This is a genomic window from Pseudoalteromonas sp. JSTW (genome assembly GCF_013423925.1).
GTDB lineage: Bacteria > Pseudomonadota > Gammaproteobacteria > Enterobacterales > Alteromonadaceae > Pseudoalteromonas > Pseudoalteromonas lipolytica.
In genome coordinates, this window is record NZ_CP058972.1 from 99,053 (window position 1) to 115,429 (window position 16,377).

General features: G+C 43.0%; 18 protein-coding genes. 9 read left to right on the forward strand and 9 right to left on the reverse strand.

Going from position 1 to position 16,377, the window contains the following annotated elements:
* Positions 1–25 precede the first annotated feature (25 nt).
* Complete coding sequence (locus tag GZH31_RS00515) at positions 26–712, reverse strand: pseudouridine synthase (RefSeq protein WP_075594412.1); 687 nt, start codon at positions 710–712, stop codon at positions 26–28.
* 80 nt (positions 713–792) lie between these two features.
* Between GZH31_RS00515 and GZH31_RS00520 the strand changes: the two genes are divergently transcribed.
* Both GZH31_RS00520 and GZH31_RS00525 read left to right on the forward strand, forming a co-directional pair.
* The gene (locus tag GZH31_RS00520) at positions 793–1,098 is read left to right on the forward strand and encodes a DUF6482 family protein (RefSeq protein WP_036974408.1); all 306 of its coding nucleotides are present in this window, start codon (positions 793–795) and stop codon (positions 1,096–1,098) included.
* A gap of 45 nt (positions 1,099–1,143) precedes the next feature.
* The gene (locus GZH31_RS00525) at positions 1,144–1,551 is read left to right on the forward strand and encodes an N-acetyltransferase (protein WP_065978881.1); all 408 of its coding nucleotides are present in this window, start codon (positions 1,144–1,146) and stop codon (positions 1,549–1,551) included.
* Here GZH31_RS00525 and GZH31_RS00530 read toward each other — a convergent pair whose 3' ends face one another.
* From GZH31_RS00530 to GZH31_RS00565, 8 genes are all read right to left on the reverse strand, one after another.
* Positions 1,552–1,911, reverse strand: a complete 360-nt coding sequence (locus GZH31_RS00530) for a HopJ type III effector protein (protein WP_074989623.1) — start codon at positions 1,909–1,911, stop codon at positions 1,552–1,554.
* Positions 1,912–1,920: 9 nt separating this feature from the next.
* Positions 1,921–3,033: a TIGR02281 family clan AA aspartic protease gene (locus GZH31_RS00535; RefSeq protein ID WP_180311283.1), complete on the reverse strand. Its 1,113-nt coding sequence runs from the start codon at positions 3,031–3,033 to the stop codon at positions 1,921–1,923.
* 68 nt (positions 3,034–3,101) lie between these two features.
* Complete coding sequence (locus GZH31_RS00540) at positions 3,102–3,812, reverse strand: HAD-IA family hydrolase (protein WP_180311284.1); 711 nt, start codon at positions 3,810–3,812, stop codon at positions 3,102–3,104.
* Between the two features lie 10 nt (positions 3,813–3,822).
* A complete protein-coding gene (locus GZH31_RS00545) occupies positions 3,823–4,776 on the reverse strand; it encodes a tyrosine recombinase XerC (RefSeq protein WP_036974413.1) in 954 nt (317 codons plus the stop codon).
* Positions 4,773–5,384: a DUF484 family protein gene (locus GZH31_RS00550; RefSeq protein WP_036974415.1), complete on the reverse strand. Its 612-nt coding sequence runs from the start codon at positions 5,382–5,384 to the stop codon at positions 4,773–4,775. The genes GZH31_RS00545 and GZH31_RS00550 overlap by 4 nt, the downstream gene beginning before the upstream one ends.
* Positions 5,381–6,211, reverse strand: a complete 831-nt coding sequence (gene dapF / locus GZH31_RS00555; protein ID WP_036974416.1) for a diaminopimelate epimerase — start codon at positions 6,209–6,211, stop codon at positions 5,381–5,383. The genes GZH31_RS00550 and dapF overlap by 4 nt, the downstream gene beginning before the upstream one ends.
* Before the next feature lie 64 nt (positions 6,212–6,275).
* Positions 6,276–7,529: a diaminopimelate decarboxylase gene (gene lysA / locus GZH31_RS00560; RefSeq protein WP_180311285.1), complete on the reverse strand. Its 1,254-nt coding sequence runs from the start codon at positions 7,527–7,529 to the stop codon at positions 6,276–6,278.
* The gene (locus GZH31_RS00565) at positions 7,530–7,712 is read right to left on the reverse strand and encodes a lipoprotein (RefSeq protein WP_036974419.1); all 183 of its coding nucleotides are present in this window, start codon (positions 7,710–7,712) and stop codon (positions 7,530–7,532) included.
* A 148-nt stretch (positions 7,713–7,860) separates the two neighbouring features.
* Between GZH31_RS00565 and cyaY the strand changes: the two genes are divergently transcribed.
* From cyaY to GZH31_RS00600, 7 genes are read left to right on the forward strand one after another with little or no spacing between them, the layout of a single operon-like run.
* Positions 7,861–8,184 carry an iron donor protein CyaY gene (cyaY, locus tag GZH31_RS00570; protein ID WP_036974421.1) on the forward strand — a complete coding sequence of 108 codons (324 nt, stop codon included), beginning with the start codon at positions 7,861–7,863 and terminating at the stop codon, positions 8,182–8,184.
* The gene (locus tag GZH31_RS00575; protein ID WP_118843888.1) at positions 8,181–8,837 is read left to right on the forward strand and encodes an alpha/beta hydrolase; all 657 of its coding nucleotides are present in this window, start codon (positions 8,181–8,183) and stop codon (positions 8,835–8,837) included. Before cyaY ends, GZH31_RS00575 begins: the two co-directional genes overlap by 4 nt.
* Positions 8,838–8,860: 23 nt before the next feature.
* A complete protein-coding gene (locus GZH31_RS00580) occupies positions 8,861–9,745 on the forward strand; it encodes a DUF2914 domain-containing protein (protein ID WP_118843889.1) in 885 nt (294 codons plus the stop codon).
* Positions 9,746–9,774: 29 nt separating this feature from the next.
* A complete protein-coding gene (gene hemC, locus GZH31_RS00585) occupies positions 9,775–10,713 on the forward strand; it encodes a hydroxymethylbilane synthase (RefSeq protein ID WP_036974425.1) in 939 nt (312 codons plus the stop codon).
* A gap of 1 nt (position 10,714) precedes the next feature.
* Complete coding sequence (locus tag GZH31_RS00590; protein WP_118843890.1) at positions 10,715–12,535, forward strand: uroporphyrinogen-III synthase; 1,821 nt, start codon at positions 10,715–10,717, stop codon at positions 12,533–12,535.
* A complete protein-coding gene (locus GZH31_RS00595; RefSeq protein WP_065978890.1) occupies positions 12,532–13,641 on the forward strand; it encodes a heme biosynthesis HemY N-terminal domain-containing protein in 1,110 nt (369 codons plus the stop codon). Before GZH31_RS00590 ends, GZH31_RS00595 begins: the two co-directional genes overlap by 4 nt.
* Positions 13,642–13,671: 30 nt before the next feature.
* Positions 13,672–16,368, forward strand: coding sequence for a CHASE domain-containing protein (locus tag GZH31_RS00600; protein WP_036974432.1), 2,697 nt, complete (start codon positions 13,672–13,674; stop codon positions 16,366–16,368).
* The last annotated feature ends 9 nt before the right edge of the window (positions 16,369–16,377 follow it).

Here is a 16,377-nt window from a genome sequence, read left to right on the forward strand (position 1 = left end):
AGTCAAATAATGCAAACTTTTTTTGTTAGATGATGTCTGTTTTTTCGATACGGGTTGTTTGCCCTTCTGCAAGGCCGAGCTGTTCGATAGATAAATTGGCAATTTCAATTCTATAAAGATCAATAACCTTGTAGCCACAATAGTGCGCCATTTTGCGAATTTGACGGTTAAGCCCTTGCCTTAAGATAATCATAAACTGCTGCTCATTTACTTGCGTTACTTCACACGGAAGAGTGATGTGTTTATCGACAGGCACGCCATGTGCCATTGTTTGGCAGAAAGTGTGATTTAACGGTTTATCGACCGTGACCAGGTAGCGTTTTGGCTGATGAAAGTCTGGGTGGATTAATTGGTTACAAAACTCACCATCATTGGTCAGTATTAACAGTCCGCGGGAGTCTTTATCTAAGCGGCCAATGGGGTAAACGCGGGTTTCGCTCGGTAAAAAATGGATAAGGCTCTGTGCATCGCTACGATTGAGTTTGCAATCAATGCCTACGGGTTTATGGTAAGCAAAATAAACCATTGGTGCTTTTCCTGTGATCGTCTGTCCTTCAACAATCACTTCATCTTCGTCGTTTACATGGTCAATATGATTTGCCGCTTGGCCATTAACCCTTACAACGCCTTGGTCAATTAAGCGTGAGGCTTGTTTACGAGAGCATATGCCAGCATGAGCAATATATTTAGCAAGCCGTACTTTTTCTACCATGGATGATTTTTGCACAATTAATTTGATCACAGTATACCAAATTCACGTATAGATAACTCTATACACAAAGAGGATTTCACATGGCGATTAAGTTATCTGAACTTGCAGCGCACCAACCACTGCAAAAAGTTATTGTGCACTCATTGGAAATGGCACTTTATCAAGTGTCTGTGGTTATCAATAATGTGGAGTACTATGTTACTGACGAGAAAGGCGAGTTTATCCGTGATTTGAGCCCGCTGCATATTCAAAAGCGACTTGATCATTTGAGCTATGGTGAGATGGTGTTACGTCATACCAGTGCGTACGATGAAATGTGTGGCCAGCCAGAAAAACTTGCGAGCAACATGCTAGAAGTCCCTTACGGAAAAAATCATTTATACTGAATACGTTAAACGCTTATACTGAGTCATAACATTTATAGGTATGCTATGTATCAATTAAAAAGTGATGACTCGGTAGAGCTAAACGATGAGCTAAGGGCGCATGTTGTTGCATTTAATAAGCAGCACTTTAATGCTGAACGCGTGCCGTTAGGTTTTAAATACGTGAATAAAAAGTGTGATACTGTTGCGGGTATTCATGGTTATGTATTTGGTAACTGGCTGCTGATAAGTTGGCTGTGGTGCGACGACTTTACACGAGGTAAAGGGCTTGCAACGCGTTTGCTCCATGAGTTAGAAACCAAAGCTATTGCGCTTGGGGCAACGGTCGCTCAACTCGATACGCTTGATTTCCAAGCTAAACCTTTCTACGAAAAAAACGGCTACCAAGTGGTGTACCAAATGGCAAATTATCCACTCAACGGCTGCCGTTATTTTATGGAAAAAAAGCTGTAGTTATTTTGCTTTTAGTACATTTTCTTCACTAAAGGTGATCCCCAAAAACGGCGTAGTCTCAGGTGCGAGCATAAATGTGCGTATATTCATGTGATCTTGGCCATCAGGGTGTTTAACAACGTCTTCACGGTAAAACGCGCCAAAACAATCGAGGGTGTTTTGTTTGCTGAGTTGATTAAGTTTGGCAAACGCGAAGATTTTACATGATCCATTATTCTCATTGGCTGAACTAATTAGTCCGTGATTATTGAAACCACTGGGCGTAAAGTCATAATGACGATCAATTACCGCCATTGTATCGGTAAACTCGATTAAATGGGGTGTTTCAGCTAATTTTTGTAAGAAGTCATTGAGTGTCATGTTTCGTCCTTAATAAATAGTCTTTGTTAACTCTAACTCATCCAGTTGCTGATTGATATTAAACTTAAATTTCTCTAAAAAGTTCATACCAAGTAGGCCGAAGCCCGTGTGATTGTTGATAACCAAAATATCAAAGTCATCAACTTTTTGCTGGCCTATGCGAAACGATTGTACTCGATAGCGTTGTGCTTCAACGAGCCCATTCGCCGTATTTACGTGTAAGGTGTCAATATAGCGGGCCGGTTCGCTGAGTGTATTCAATAGCGCTTGGTCAATAACGGTAAAGCTTGCTCCCGTATCAATCATGAGCGTGGCCTCAATCTCATTATTAATAACGCTACTAACAAGGTAATGCGCCCCTCGGGGAGTTAATTTTATTTTCTCAACGCCTGCCAAAGCATGCTGTATTTTTTGCCTAAGTTGGTCGGATTGTGTTTTAAAGGCATGGTTATTAGGTAACTGCTCTAAACTTATTTGACTCGCCACATAGTCACCTAAGTGGTAGTAAGCCAATGCATGAATATATAAGTAGTAGGCATGATAGGGCGCGTATTCTAACCATTGCTGGCTGTGTTCGAGCAATTGCTGCCAATGTTGTGTGTTAATTAAGTGATTGCTGTGTAAAGTAGTGAGCTCTTCTATTTGCTGAGTGAGGTCACTGTGCGGATTACTGTCTAATTGATCACTTAGCGCCATCAAATTAACAATACCCTGTTGTACATAACCTTGATTAATTAACCGTTTTGCATCGAGCTTTAACATGGCGGCATCGTATGGATGACTGTTTAAAAAGGCGCTTAGAAATTGCTCGCTGATATGCTCGTGCTGCTCTAGCAGCCATGTTTCAACGGTTTGTTGCCATGCATGTTTAAGTTGCTGTGCGTATTGCGGTGAATTGTCCTTGAGCTGCGAGTATGCGGCAACAGCCTTATCGAATTGTTGGTTATTAAACAATGTGATGGCGTGCTCAAATAGCTTAGGTTGAACAGCGCTATTAACCTGAGTTGCTGTAAATTGCTGTTTATCTGCTATCACCGTGGTCTCTTGACGACTGAGCTGCCAAATAAAGTAGCCATTAATGCTTAATGAGCACAGTAGTAAAAGTTTCAGCAGAGTATTCATTTATTTTGCCTAAAAATCTCAATGATTAGAGGATTACTTTAGCAACAACCGAGACCGTGTAAAAATAGTTACTCTTTAATTAAGTGATTTAATGCAAAAATATCTTCAATTTCAATATCCGCCAGCCCTTTGTATTGATAATTAGTCGCTTGGTTATTTAACCAAACACTCTGACAGCCCGCATTATTAGCGCCTTGTACGTCAGTGTCTAAGCTATCACCAATATGCAAAATTTCACTGTGAGCGACATTTAATAACTGCGCTGCGTTATTAAATAAAGCAGCGTGAGGCTTTGCTTTACCATGTGGGCCTGCTTGAAGCACTAACTCAAACACCCCATTTAGATTAAACTTTTCAACCTCGACATTGCCATTAGTAATCGCGATTAAGCGAAAATGCCTGCCAAGCTTTTCAAGTAATTCAAGCACATCATCAGCAACGGTTATTTGACTACGAGCATCTGCAAAGGCCTGATATGCTTGTTCGGCATGGTGTTTGGCAAGGTCGTGTTCAAAGCCAAGATCCTGCATTGCATATAACAGGGCTGCTTGTCGCCAACGAGTGACATCGTCAACCAAGGTTGTGTCTTGTTTTAATGCATTATCGCGACATGTCAGCCAGTAGTTCATACTGTCGGCAGGCCATTGCTCAATATTTGCTAAGTAGTCAGCTTGGGCTTGTAAGGCTGATTTTATGATTGGATGATTGTTGTATAAGGTGTCATCTAAATCAAAACTTAGAACAGAAACGGGCGATAAGGCACGATTAAATCGGATCATAATTACAGGGTTACTCGGGTGTTGAGCGCTTTTTAGCGCGTGGGTGGGTGTTGTCGTATACTTTGGCTAAATGTTGAAAATCAAGGTGTGTATAAACTTGAGTCGCAGACAAACTAGTGTGTCCCAATAACTCTTGTACTGCACGCAGGTCACCCGACGATTCTAAAATATGTGATGCAAATGAGTGACGTAACTTGTGCGGATGTACTTGTGAGCTGATACCTTGCTTGATCCCCCACTCTTGCATGCGCAACCGTACATGACGTATTGAAATACGTTTCTTTTGGCTGCTGACGAATATGGCTATTTCATCAGGGTGTGCAAATTGTGGGCGAATTTTTAGCCATGCTTTTAACGCACTTAACGCTTTACTCCCCACGGGCAGTAAACGCTCTTTGTTGCCCTTACCCCGTACTAAAATTTCGCCTTCTCGGGGATTGATATCTTGTATGTTGGCACCAACTAACTCGCTAATACGCAAGCCCGATGAGTACATTAACTCCATCATCGCTTTATCACGAATAGCGAGAGGATCGTCATCGGGTAATTCTAGCAATTTTGCCATTTGATCAACGTCTAAATTTTTCGGCAAGGGTTTTGAGAATTTAGGCCCTTTAATAGCTTCAGCAGGGTTATGGTAATGTGCCTGATTGGCAATGTTCTTTGCTTTTAAAAATTTATACAAGCTGCGAATACAGCTGAGCTTTAAACTAATGGTGCGGCCACTTAACTGTTTACTGCGCAGCTGCATACTGTAGCGGCGAATATGCTCACCTTGAACCGTAAACCAGTTCTCACTGAGCTTACTAAAATATAAAGCGGCAAAGCCGAGCTGGCTGGTGTATTGGTTTATGGTGTGTATCGAATATTGTTTTTCGTAACGTAAGTAGTCAGCAAAAAGCTGGATGGGCGTACGCCATGCATCGCTTAATTCATTAAGGTCTGGCGTTGTTACGTCGCTCATGCAAGTTCCAATAACCGTAGCTGTAATGAGCGAACGAACTCAAGCACAAAAAAACTGTCTTTAGCGGGCTCAAAGTGGTTAACATCATCACTGCCAAACGCCAAAATAGCGACAGGGTGGTTGCTATTTCCAATCAAATACAAGGCAGTTGATTGGGTTGATTCTGAAAATAATAAATCGCGTTCTTGCTGATTCACTCGTCCTAAGTAGATGCCGTCATTTTGTAAACGGTGAGCAATTAAATCATCGTATTTTTTTTCATACTTTACTAACTGACATTCATTGATTAGCGGGTTTGTGCAAATAATATTGCGCAGATTATTTGCCAGCGTTTTGAAGTCGTAGTTAGTCCACAGTTGGCGATGGCATTCGCTAAACAAACGATGAATCAATTCATTTTCTTTTGCTTGTGCAACTAACTGCTCAATTTTATTTTTTAATAAGGTGTTGTGTTCACGCAACTGACGCTGCTGAATGTGCACTAATGATGTCGCAGCGGCCGTTTGCTGTTGCAACTCAAGTGTCGCAAGAACATCTGGATTATTTATTAAAAAGTCTGGATGTGCTTTTAAATACTCAGCTACATGTTGTTCTGTTAGTTTACTCATAATGCCACTTGTCCGTCGAATACATGCTCTGCAGGCCCTGTCATTCTTACTGGATGACCTTCACCTTGCCAGCGCACTTGTAAGCTTCCTCCTGGTAAGTCAACTTGTACAGTGCTTGCCAGTTTACTTTGTATTTGACCAATCACCACCGCTGCGCACGCCCCTGTACCACAGGCTAATGTTTCATTTACGCCTCGCTCCCACACTCTTAGTTTTATGTGGTCTTGTGAAATAACCTGCATAAATCCTACATTTGCGCGCTGTGGAAAGCGTTCATGGTTTTCAAGTAGTGGACCTAAGGTTGCGACTTCTGCGGTTTGAATGTCGTCGACTTCTAACACGCAGTGCGGATTCCCCATCGACACGGCACCGCTAAAAATAGTGTGCTCTTCAGTGCGAATAATGTACGTTAACTCGCGTTTACTTGCCTTGAGAGGAATTTTGTTTGGCTCAAAGACTGGGTGGCCCATGTTTACGGTTACTTGACCATCTTTTTCTATGTATAAGGTTAAGTTTCCCGACTTGGTTGATACGGTAATTTTATGTTTGTTGGTCAAGCCTTTCATGCGCACAAAACGCGCAAAACAGCGAGCACCATTGCCACATTGTTCCACTTCGTTGCCGTCAGCATTAAAAATACGATAGTGAAAATCTAAATCAGGAGAGTAAGGGGCTTCAACCATAAGTAATTGATCGAAGCCGATACCAAAGTGGCGATCTGCCAGTTTCTTTATTTGATCACGTGACAAGAAAACATTCTGCGTGATGTTATCAATAACAACAAAGTCGTTACCTAGGCCGTGCATTTTTGAGAAATTAACTAACATAGCGCTCTAATTCGGATTTGCTCTGAGCTAATCATGCCACAGAGCAGGGCGGTTATAAAAACGTTTATGGTAAAATTTTCTCACCTTGCCAAAGGCTTTCTAAGGTTTCTCGTTGGCGGATTAAGTGGCTTTGCTTGCCATCGATCATGATCTCAGCGACGCGTGGACGTGAGTTGTAATTTGAGCTCATGGTAAAGCCGTATGCGCCAGCACTGCGTTGCGCCAGTAGGTCACCAGCATGTAGCGCAAGCTCACGGTCTTTTCCTAAAAAGTCACCCGTTTCACACACTGGGCCAACAATGTCGTAGTTTTGACGTGGCGTGCCATCTTCGCGCGGTTCGACAGGCACAATTTTTTGCCATGCTTGGTAAAGAGATGGGCGCAGCATATCGTTCATACCGGCATCAACAATGGCAAAATATTTGTCTTGATTTTGTTTAATAAACTCAACTTTGGTCACTAAAATACCCGCATTAGCTGCAATGGCTCGACCGGGCTCAAAAATAAGCTCTAAGTCTTGATAATTAGCTAAGCGAGATGTGATTTTATCAACGTATTCACTTGGGTGAGGCGGTGTTTCACCATTATAAGGCACGCCTAATCCTCCACCAATATCTAGGTGGGTAAGTGTGATATTCACGGCTTTTAATTCTTCGATTAAGGTCAGCACTTTTTCCAGAGCCGCTAAGAAAGGCTTAATTTCTGTAAGCTGTGAGCCAATGTGACAGTCAACCCCAGTAATGTTTAAACCTGGAAGCGATGCTGCATATTGATAAACGCTGACCGCTGTTTGAATATCAATACCAAATTTATTTTCTTTTAAACCGGTTGAGATATACGGGTGTGTTTTGGCATCGATATCCGGGTTCACGCGAATCGAGATAGGTGCAACACGGTTTAGTGAAGTTGCTACTTCTGATATACGGTCTAGCTCAGCAACCGACTCAACGTTAAAACATTTGATCCCCAATTCAAGCGCGTAGGCAATTTCGTCAGCAGTTTTTGCAACGCCAGAAAATACCACTTTACTGGCATCGCCACCGGCTGCAATAACGCGAGCTAACTCGCCTTTAGAAACAATGTCAAAACCAGAGCCTAAGCGCGCTAAAATATTTAATACAGCAATGTTTGAATTCGCTTTAACGGCGTAACAGACTAAACTTTTGTGTGATTTAGCTGCCTCGGCGAAAGCGAGATAATGGCGCTCAAAGGTTTTACGTGAATAGATATAGCAGGGCGTACCGTATTGGTCGGCAAGCTCTTTGACAGCGATGTCTTCAGCGAACAGCTGATTATTATTGTAGTTAAAAAAGTCCATCTATTGGTCCTGTTTTTGCTCTGGTTGTTCGGATGGATCAGCCTGTGGCTGAGATTCTGCTGGCTTTGCAGTATCATCTGGAAGATAAAGCGCACCGCTTTGTCCACAGCCCACCAGAGTGAGCATAAGTAGGGCACTAAGAGGTAAAATTGTTTTAAATTTTTGGCTATGAGTCTCTTTCATTAGATTAATACGGTTGCTGGCTTTATAATCGCAGAGTAACAGAATATTTAAAAAATGCAGCTATTCGCGGATGAATTTATTCCTGTTACACTTGATGTACACAATCTGCCTCCAGATCTAGGCTTAAAGCCCGTTAAAGGACACTAAAATGACTGATCATGAATACCACACACTAGCCGATGCGTTGATGCTAACAATTGAAGAGCAAATCGATGAATGTGATGCTGATTTAGACTACGAGTCTGCATCAGGTATTTTAGAAATCATCTTCCCAGATCGCAGCAAAATAGTGATCAATAAACAAGCGCCATTGCACCAAGTGTGGGTGGCAACTAAATTCAATGGTCATCACTTTGAATTGCGAGACGATAAGTGGATTGATAATCGTTCTGGTGCTGAGTTCTGGCAATTTATGTGCGATGCGGCTACGCGCCAAGCGGGTCAACCAATCGAGTGGCGTTCTGAGTTATGAGTTTAGGGTTTGTAGAATACCCCGCGCAAGGTGAGCATAAGGCAACCGTTATTTGGTTGCATGGCTTGGGTGACTCGGGGGAAGGGTTTGCCCCTGTTGCTCCGCAGTTAGCGATACCGAAAGAGCTCGGTGTGCGGTTTGTGTTTCCTCATGCGCCAGTGCAACCGGTCACCATTAATGGGGGCATGGCGATGCGCTCATGGTACGACATTAAATCGATGGATTTAGATAAGCGTGCCGACGAACAAGGCGTACGAGAGTCTGCTGCTAAAGTGGTTGAGCTCATTGATCAAGAAATAGCGAAAGGCATCCCCGCGAGTAAAATTATTTTAGCAGGGTTTTCGCAAGGGGGTGTCGTGTCACTGCATTTGGCTCCACGTCTTGATTATAAGTTAGCAGGTGTCATGGCGTTATCAACGTATATGTGCGCACCCGATAAGTTGGCTGACGAAGCTAAGCAACAGGCGTTAAATATATTTATGGCGCATGGGCGTATGGATGATGTTGTACCGCATAGCGCGGGCAGGCAAGCATTTGACGTACTGAGCGCAAATAACATGGAAGTTAGCTGGCAAGACTATCCGATGGCACATCAGGTGTGTGGTGAAGAACTGATGGCTATTCGAGCGTGGTTAATTGCTCGCTTAAGTTAATTTTTGGTTGTGAAGAGGCCAACATGACAAACAAACTTGTAATAACAGCAAATATGAATTCGGCGGAGCCTGCAAGCACATCACCCACAGCGGTAACGTACCAATGGCATTGGCGACGTATTTTTATGTTCAGTGGCGTGATTTTAGTGGCCCTGGCGACTGTAATATATAGCTTCGTAGGTGCTGTGAGTGCTGAGCAAAGTGAACAAGATGAGCCGCACACTGAGTTGACTACCGCTGTATTACAAGCTCCTGATAATAATCTTGCAGCAGAGCACGTTGACGAGAACACAGAGGACAGTGCAGAGCAGCCCGATGTGAATACCCCTGACCTTGTGCCTAATAGTGTGGCCAATGAGCCAGAAACTGAGTCTCTCAAGCCCAAAACACACGTGCAATCACTTGACACCGTTACTTCGCAAGACACTCAATTACCGGCTAAAACGACCACAGACAGTGAAGCGAAGCCTGAAAATAACGATGAACAGCAGCTCGCTTTAGCAGCTAATAATAAAGTGCAGCAGTTTTCACAATCAGCTCATGTTGCCAGCGTGGCCATTGGCGCTAAAATAGATACAGATAAAGTGAGCCGTGCGGTATTAACCACCGATGTTGTTGATCGAGAACCAGTCAATGTTCTAAAAAACGATGTAAGATTAGCGGACATTACGCATAGTTTGAGCTTCTTTAGTGAGCTTAGAAATATGCAAGGGCAAACGGTTCGTCATCAATGGTATTACCAAGATGAGCAGCTAGCCTCTATTGAATTAGCAGTAAGTAGTCCGCGTTATCGCACTTACTCGACAAAAAATATTATGCCAGAACAGCTTGGTGAGTGGCGTGTTGAAGTCGTTGACGCACAAGGCACTTTACTTGCACAAAAAGAATTTAGAATTTTAGCTGATTAAGTTCAGCCAGATAAATAATTGGATTTTTCATGACACAGACAATCAAACGCGTTCGAATTGCCACTCGTAAAAGTGCGCTAGCGCTATGGCAAGCAGAATTTGTAAAAGCCCAACTTGAACACTTTCATGACGATGTGACAGTTGAACTCGTTCCAATGTCAACGCAAGGCGATATTATTCTTGATACCCCTTTGGCTAAAATTGGCGGTAAAGGCTTATTTGTAAAAGAACTTGAGCAAGCGATGCTTGACGGCCGCGCTGATATTGCTGTTCATTCAATGAAAGATGTACCGGTTGAGTTCCCTGAAGGGTTAGCGTTGCATACGATTTGTGAGCGTGAAGACCCACGAGACGCATTTGTATCAAACAACTTTAAGAGTTTAGATGCGTTACCACAGGGTGCAATCGTCGGTACGTCAAGTTTACGCCGTCAATGTCAAATTCGAGAAGCGCGACCAGACTTAGATATCCGTGATTTACGCGGTAATGTGAATACTCGCCTAGCGAAACTCGATGATGGCCAATACGATGCAATTATCCTTGCCGCTGCAGGTTTAATTCGCCTTGAAATGCCAGAACGAATCACTGCGTTCATCGAGCCAGAAGTCTCTTTACCTGCAAATGGTCAAGGTGCAGTTGGTATCGAATGCCGTATTGATGACGAAGTAACTAAAGCGTTACTGGCTCCGCTTGAGCATACAGAAACGCGTATTCGTGTTAATGCCGAACGCGCTATGAATCGCCGCTTAGAAGGCGGTTGTCAGGTGCCAATTGGTGCTTTTGCACTCGTGAATGATGATCACGTTTATTTGCGTGGTTTAGTTGGCGCGGTTGATGGTAGTCAAATGCTGCGCGACGACGTTACAGGCCCAGTAGCTGATGCTGAGAAGTTAGGCATTGAACTCGCTGAAAAGTTATTGGCGCAAGGTGCAGACAAAATTTTAGCTGACGTATACAGAGACGCGTAATATGCATATTTTGATAACTCGTCCAGAAGGAAAAGGCACTGAGCTTGCACTTGAGCTTCAGCAGGCGGGTTATCAAACGACCCTGTGCCCAGTATTGACGCTTGATTATCTTACGCCAAGTAGTCAAGCACTCGCGCCGCTTGAAAATGCCGACAAAATTATTTTTATCTCACAAGATGCCGTTCACGCATTATTAAAGCTTACCCCCACAATTAACAAAACTGCGCAGCTTTATGCGGTTGGCCAACAGACGGCAGATGCGATACATGAGGCATTTGGGCGACGCGCAGCAGTTCCTAAAAAACACGACTCCGAGGGCTTACTTGCACTAAAAACACTGCAAGATGTAGAGCTTAGCAATATTGTTTTAGTGAAAGGAGAAGGTGGGCGTACCACAATAGCAAAAACATTAAAACAACGTGGTGCCGTGTTAAATCAACTTGTTGTTTATAAGCGACGTGCCATAGAAAGCGAATCAGGTAAGTGGATGGACCACTGGCAAACAGCGGGTGTAGAGGGTATAGTCATTACAAGTAATGCGGCTGTTGATGCCATTTTTAATGGCTTAAATGAGTCACAGTTGGCATGGTTGAAGGGGTGTCAGTTTTATGTTGCTAGTGAACGTATCGCTGAATACCTACAACAAAAAAATGTCATTAGAACACATATACATATTGCTGCAGGGGCTAGTGATAGCGCTATGTTCGCCTGCATTAATCAGCAAGGTAGCAAAATGAGTGAATCAGATCTAAAACAGTCAGCCAAACCTGCTGCGGCTGAACCAGCAAAAAAGGCAGCAGCGGCTAAGCCTGCATCAAACCAAGTGGTTCAGCATAAAAAAGGGATAAGTAAAACCGGTAGTTTGGCACTGTTGATTTCACTTCTCGTTGCTTCAGCGGTCGGTTATGAGTTTTACCATAAACTGAATAGTGATCAGCAGTCTACTCTGGCATTTAACGAGCTGACAACTGAAAACCAACGTCTAAAGCAACAACTCGATGCCATCAAGAATGCTCAGCAAACTCTGCAACAAGCTTTGTATAATAGCGAGCAAAAAGTCGCGGATACGTTGCGTGAAAATGCCGAACAAACTCAGCAACAACTGCAAGCCGCTTTAAAGCGTGCTGAGCAACAAAGCTATACGTTAAACCCACAAGAAGTGACCAGTCTGCAGCGTATGGCTGAGTTTAAGTTGTGGGCTGAGCATGACTTTCGGGGAGCGGCTGCTGTTTTATCACGATTAGACAGCTTATTAGCAGAGCATCCTGGTACGGGGGCTATTCGCCAAGCAATTCATCAGGACTTACAAACTTTGAACGGCATTGACCCAGTGGCTGTTGAAGCGATTTATTTAAAGCTGCATGGCATCAATCAAAAAGTCGATGAGTTGGTATTTAACGCGATTTCATTACCTGAAGAAGTCAGCCAGGACGATCCTAATCAATTAAGTGAAAATGTCAGCGAATGGCGTCAGAATCTTGCAAAGTCGTGGCTGCAATTCAAAGATTTTTTTGTCACGGTTCGTACGCGAGAAGACATGGTTGTGGCGCCGTTTTTAAGTGAACAAGAGCGTCATTTAGTTAAACAGCGTTTAAGGCTCTATTTAGCACAAGCACAGGATGCGATTTTAACCAAGCAAAGTAGTGTGTACTTTACAGCGGTTGAAGCGGCACATGCGCTTGTGAAAGACTACTTTAAGCAAGATGATGCCGTGACTAAAGCTGCATTAAAGAGTTTAACTGAGCTTTCTAAAGAGCAACTCGATTTTAATCCTAACGTGTCATTGCAAAGTACGGAGCAGGTGAAGGAGTGGGCACAATGATCCGCTTTTTATTGCTGATAATTGCGATTGCAGTCTGTTTAGGCATTGCTCCTTTTTTTATAGATCAAAAAGGCTATGTACTGATTGCGTTCAATAAAACGACCATCGAGGGCACTATATGGGGGGTTGCAGCCCTTATTGTGCTGGGGTGTGGTATTGCTTACTTAGGGTATAAGTTGGTGCGTTATTTATGGTCGTTATATAGCCATACACGCCATCGTTTTTTTGCCCGCAGTGAAGAGCGCAAACAAGCGGCTATTGAACAAGGCGTATGGAGTTTGATTAATAACGACTACGCAGAGCTTGAATTAGCACTGGATAACAACAGTGTCGCAGAGCCGTGGACCGATATACGTTATGCGCTGCTTGCCAAAGCTGCACTGGCGAATAATAACAGTGAAAAAGCGATTAGCTATCTTGATAAAATCAACCAAGCAAATCAATTAAAAGTGGCTAATTTATGGCTTGCTAGCGGTGAATGCAGCACGATCTTTGCGGAATTAAAAACGTTAGCCGAGCGCAAAAAAGCAACAAACCTAGAGCTCAAAATGTATGCTCAGGTCTTAGTTCAAGAACAGAAATGGTCTGCGCTTGATGACTTTATGCCACGATTACTGCGTAAAAAAGTGCTCACAGAAAAAGAATGGCAACAGGTGTTTGACCGTTATTTTGCAGCGCAGGCTGACACCTCGTTAACCGAGCGTTTTGAGCAACTGACAAAGAACTTAAAACCAATGGCAGAAGTAAGTTACTTAAAAGCCATGGCGCGCGCAGGAAAACTAAATAAAATAGAGCTAAGCTTAATTAAAATGATTAAAAAGCCTCTGCAACATAAAGACTTAGCTCGTATTCTTCGCACTAGTGCAGCAGGTGATGCGCTAAAACTGCAGGCCAGTTTGCAAGATGTATTGAAGAAAGACACCGAAAATACCGACCTTCTTCTTGCGCTTGCGTGTTTAGCCAATGCGCATGGCGAATACGATTTAGCTGCACGTGTGTTTGATAAAGCACTGAACGCAACGAATCGTGACGACTACTTACAGCAAGCTGTATTGAGTTACAGTAAGAGTGGGCAACCAGACAAAGCATTGGTTCTGTATCAATAATTTTATGACTGCCAGTTAAGGAGTGATGGCTTGAAAAATGCGTTTACGTTAACAATAAGTATCGCTCTGGCCTACTTTTTTACGGGGTATTTAAGCAATTCTTTACTGGCAATCGACGGCTATGCTGTTGCAGCTTGGCCTCCATCGGGTATTGCTCTTGCCAGTATTTTACTCAGCCGAAACCGAGCACTCCCTGGGGTTTTGCTGGGTGCATTTCTGGTTAACTTAATTCATTTAGATAACGTATCCGACATTTTGCATTGGCAGATAATGCTGCAAGCAATCGGTGTAACCCTTGCCTCAACTTTTCAAGCTTGGCTTGCGTATTACATTATTATCCATTTAGTAAAAAACCCACTCGAACTTTCTTCGCTAAGACAAAGCGTACAAGGGCTGATTATTGGCGGTCCATTGTGTAGCTTAATAGCTGCCTCTGCAGGCACCGCATTATTGGTTATCAATGATGTGATCCCCCATTATATGGCGTTAAACAATTTTGTTGCTTGGTGGATTGGTGACAGCATTGGTGTACTGATTTTTACTCCATTGGTACTGGCTGCGTTTAGTTACAATCACATTCAACAACGTGTTCAAATTATTGTGCCGTCTCTGGTGATTTACATGATTATTTGTGTCAGCTTTTATGGCGCATCAAGTGTAAAAAAAGCTAAGGACGAGCAACGTCAACAGACTAAAGTAAGTGCCATTAAGACTAATTTAGAACACCGTGTTGGTGAAATACAGTCTCATCTAGCGTTACTGGCGACATTTTTTGCTAGCAGCGATGACGTTGATTTTAGAGAGTTTAAGCGCTTTACCTCTCGACAATTGCAAGATAGCACCGAAATAGCGGCATTTGAGTGGGCACCCAAAGTCATTCACTCACAGTTGAGTAATTACGAAAACTTACTGCGCGATGAGTTAGGTGACGACTATTACGTAAAAGAAAAAAATACTGAAGGTGAATGGCAAGCTGTCAGCAAACGCGATATTTATTTTCCAGTGCAGTACATTCATCCCTTGATTGGAAATGAAGCAGTGAAAGGCTTTGACTTGGCTTCAAGTGCGGTCCGTTTTGAGGCGCTGACCAATTCGCGCTTGAGTAAAAGTGTCACCGTCAGTGAACCTATTTCGCTCATGCAAGGGGGCGGGAATGAACGGGGAGTGCTGTTTTTCAACCCTGTGTATGCGGATTTACATCACCAAGTTGGTTTTAAAGGTTATGTTGTGGCTGTCGTTAACTTAGAGGTTTTGGCACAAACGCTTAACTACAACCAAAACACCGATATTGATGCCAGTTTTTATGATATGACGGATGGAGATAATCCCACCGAAATATTCAGTCCGCAGCGGGTTGGTACAAAGGTAATAGCGCATTTTAATTTCATTGTTGGTGAGCGTGTTTGGCAAGTAAAGCTGTGGGAGCCGGTTAAGCAATCCTCATGGCTTGTGTATTGGTTTGCGCAAATAGTGGGCATGCTATTCGTATGGTTGCTGATTACGTTTTTAATCTCGGTGACGGGCACGAATATTCAAATTCGACAGCAAGTGGCAAAACAGACACAAAGCTTACGAGAAGAAAAATTAAAAGCCGATAAAGCCAGTCAAATTAAAAGTGAGTTCTTGGCTAATATGAGCCATGAAATCCGCACCCCAATTAATGGTATCAAAGGGTTACATTATTTGGCGTTACAAGAGCAAGATTGGCAGCAAGCCCGCGCTTATATCGAACAAGCAGATGGTGCGCTAAACGTGTTACTGCGCGTTCTTAATGATGTGCTAGATTTTTCGAAAATCGAAGCTGGGCGATTAGAGCTGCACCAAGAACCTGTCGATATTAATAGCTTAATTAATGAGATCAGTAATTTAATGCAGTTTGAACTGAACTCACGCTCACTTAATTTTGTGGTTGATTACGACCGAAGTGAATCATTAGTGATTCAAACAGATGCTATTCGGTTGAAACAAATTCTGCTTAATTTACTTAATAATGCCGTTAAGTTCACCCCTGAAGGCGAGATCACGTTACGAATTTGGCAAGAAAATAAGATGACTTATTTTAGCGTCATTGATACGGGCATTGGGATTAAAAAAGAGGTGCAGGAGCAGCTATTTCAACCATTCTCTCAAGCCGATAGTTCGACATCTCGCCGCTTTGGCGGTACGGGACTCGGTTTAAGCATTTGTAAAAAGCTTATTGATTTAATGGGCGGAGACATAAGCCTAACGAGTGTTGAAGGGCAAGGCTCTACCTTTACATTCACAGTGCCGTTTGAGTCGCCTTTAGAGGCTGTTATCCACACGGATGACGTGCTATCAGAAATTGACATTTCGGCGATATCATTTGCGAATGTGGCTATTTTATTAGTGGAAGATAACCCGCTCAACCAGCATGTTGCGTGCGCTATTTTAAAAACAAAAGGGTGCCTTCCCGATGTTGCCAAAGACGGTCACGAAGCAATTAAGATGATTAGCGAAAAGAGTTATGATTTAGTACTCATGGATATTCAGATGCCGAATATGGATGGCTTGCAAGCAACGCAAGTTATTCGTAATGAATTATTAATAAATGACCTACCAATTATCGGCTTATCAGCGAATGCGCATGATGATGATTTGAAAAAAGGGCTGGCCAGTGGCATGGATGGATATTTAACGAAACCCATTGATGCCGATAAACTGTTTAAAACCTTGTGGTATCACTTACAAAATAAATCAGTGAATTAATGCAGACAA

What these genes read in the sequence shown, in the direction of transcription:
- GZH31_RS00515 (WP_075594412.1), bottom strand. Translation starts at nt 712, where the DNA reads ATGGTAGAAAAAGTACGGCTTGCTAAATATATTGCTCATGCTGGCATA.
- GZH31_RS00520 (WP_036974408.1), top strand. Translation starts at nt 793, where the DNA reads ATGGCGATTAAGTTATCTGAACTTGCAGCGCACCAACCACTGCAAAAA.
- GZH31_RS00525 (WP_065978881.1), top strand. Translation starts at nt 1,144, where the DNA reads ATGTATCAATTAAAAAGTGATGACTCGGTAGAGCTAAACGATGAGCTA.
- GZH31_RS00530 (WP_074989623.1), bottom strand. Translation starts at nt 1,911, where the DNA reads ATGACACTCAATGACTTCTTACAAAAATTAGCTGAAACACCCCATTTA.
- GZH31_RS00535 (WP_180311283.1), bottom strand. Translation starts at nt 3,033, where the DNA reads ATGAATACTCTGCTGAAACTTTTACTACTGTGCTCATTAAGCATTAAT.
- GZH31_RS00540 (WP_180311284.1), bottom strand. Translation starts at nt 3,812, where the DNA reads ATGATCCGATTTAATCGTGCCTTATCGCCCGTTTCTGTTCTAAGTTTT.
- GZH31_RS00545 (WP_036974413.1), bottom strand. Translation starts at nt 4,776, where the DNA reads ATGAGCGACGTAACAACGCCAGACCTTAATGAATTAAGCGATGCATGG.
- GZH31_RS00550 (WP_036974415.1), bottom strand. Translation starts at nt 5,384, where the DNA reads ATGAGTAAACTAACAGAACAACATGTAGCTGAGTATTTAAAAGCACAT.
- dapF (WP_036974416.1), bottom strand. Translation starts at nt 6,211, where the DNA reads ATGTTAGTTAATTTCTCAAAAATGCACGGCCTAGGTAACGACTTTGTT.
- lysA (WP_180311285.1), bottom strand. Translation starts at nt 7,529, where the DNA reads ATGGACTTTTTTAACTACAATAATAATCAGCTGTTCGCTGAAGACATC.
- GZH31_RS00565 (WP_036974419.1), bottom strand. Translation starts at nt 7,712, where the DNA reads ATGAAAGAGACTCATAGCCAAAAATTTAAAACAATTTTACCTCTTAGT.
- cyaY (WP_036974421.1), top strand. Translation starts at nt 7,861, where the DNA reads ATGACTGATCATGAATACCACACACTAGCCGATGCGTTGATGCTAACA.
- GZH31_RS00575 (WP_118843888.1), top strand. Translation starts at nt 8,181, where the DNA reads ATGAGTTTAGGGTTTGTAGAATACCCCGCGCAAGGTGAGCATAAGGCA.
- GZH31_RS00580 (WP_118843889.1), top strand. Translation starts at nt 8,861, where the DNA reads ATGACAAACAAACTTGTAATAACAGCAAATATGAATTCGGCGGAGCCT.
- hemC (WP_036974425.1), top strand. Translation starts at nt 9,775, where the DNA reads ATGACACAGACAATCAAACGCGTTCGAATTGCCACTCGTAAAAGTGCG.
- GZH31_RS00590 (WP_118843890.1), top strand. Translation starts at nt 10,715, where the DNA reads ATGCATATTTTGATAACTCGTCCAGAAGGAAAAGGCACTGAGCTTGCA.
- GZH31_RS00595 (WP_065978890.1), top strand. Translation starts at nt 12,532, where the DNA reads ATGATCCGCTTTTTATTGCTGATAATTGCGATTGCAGTCTGTTTAGGC.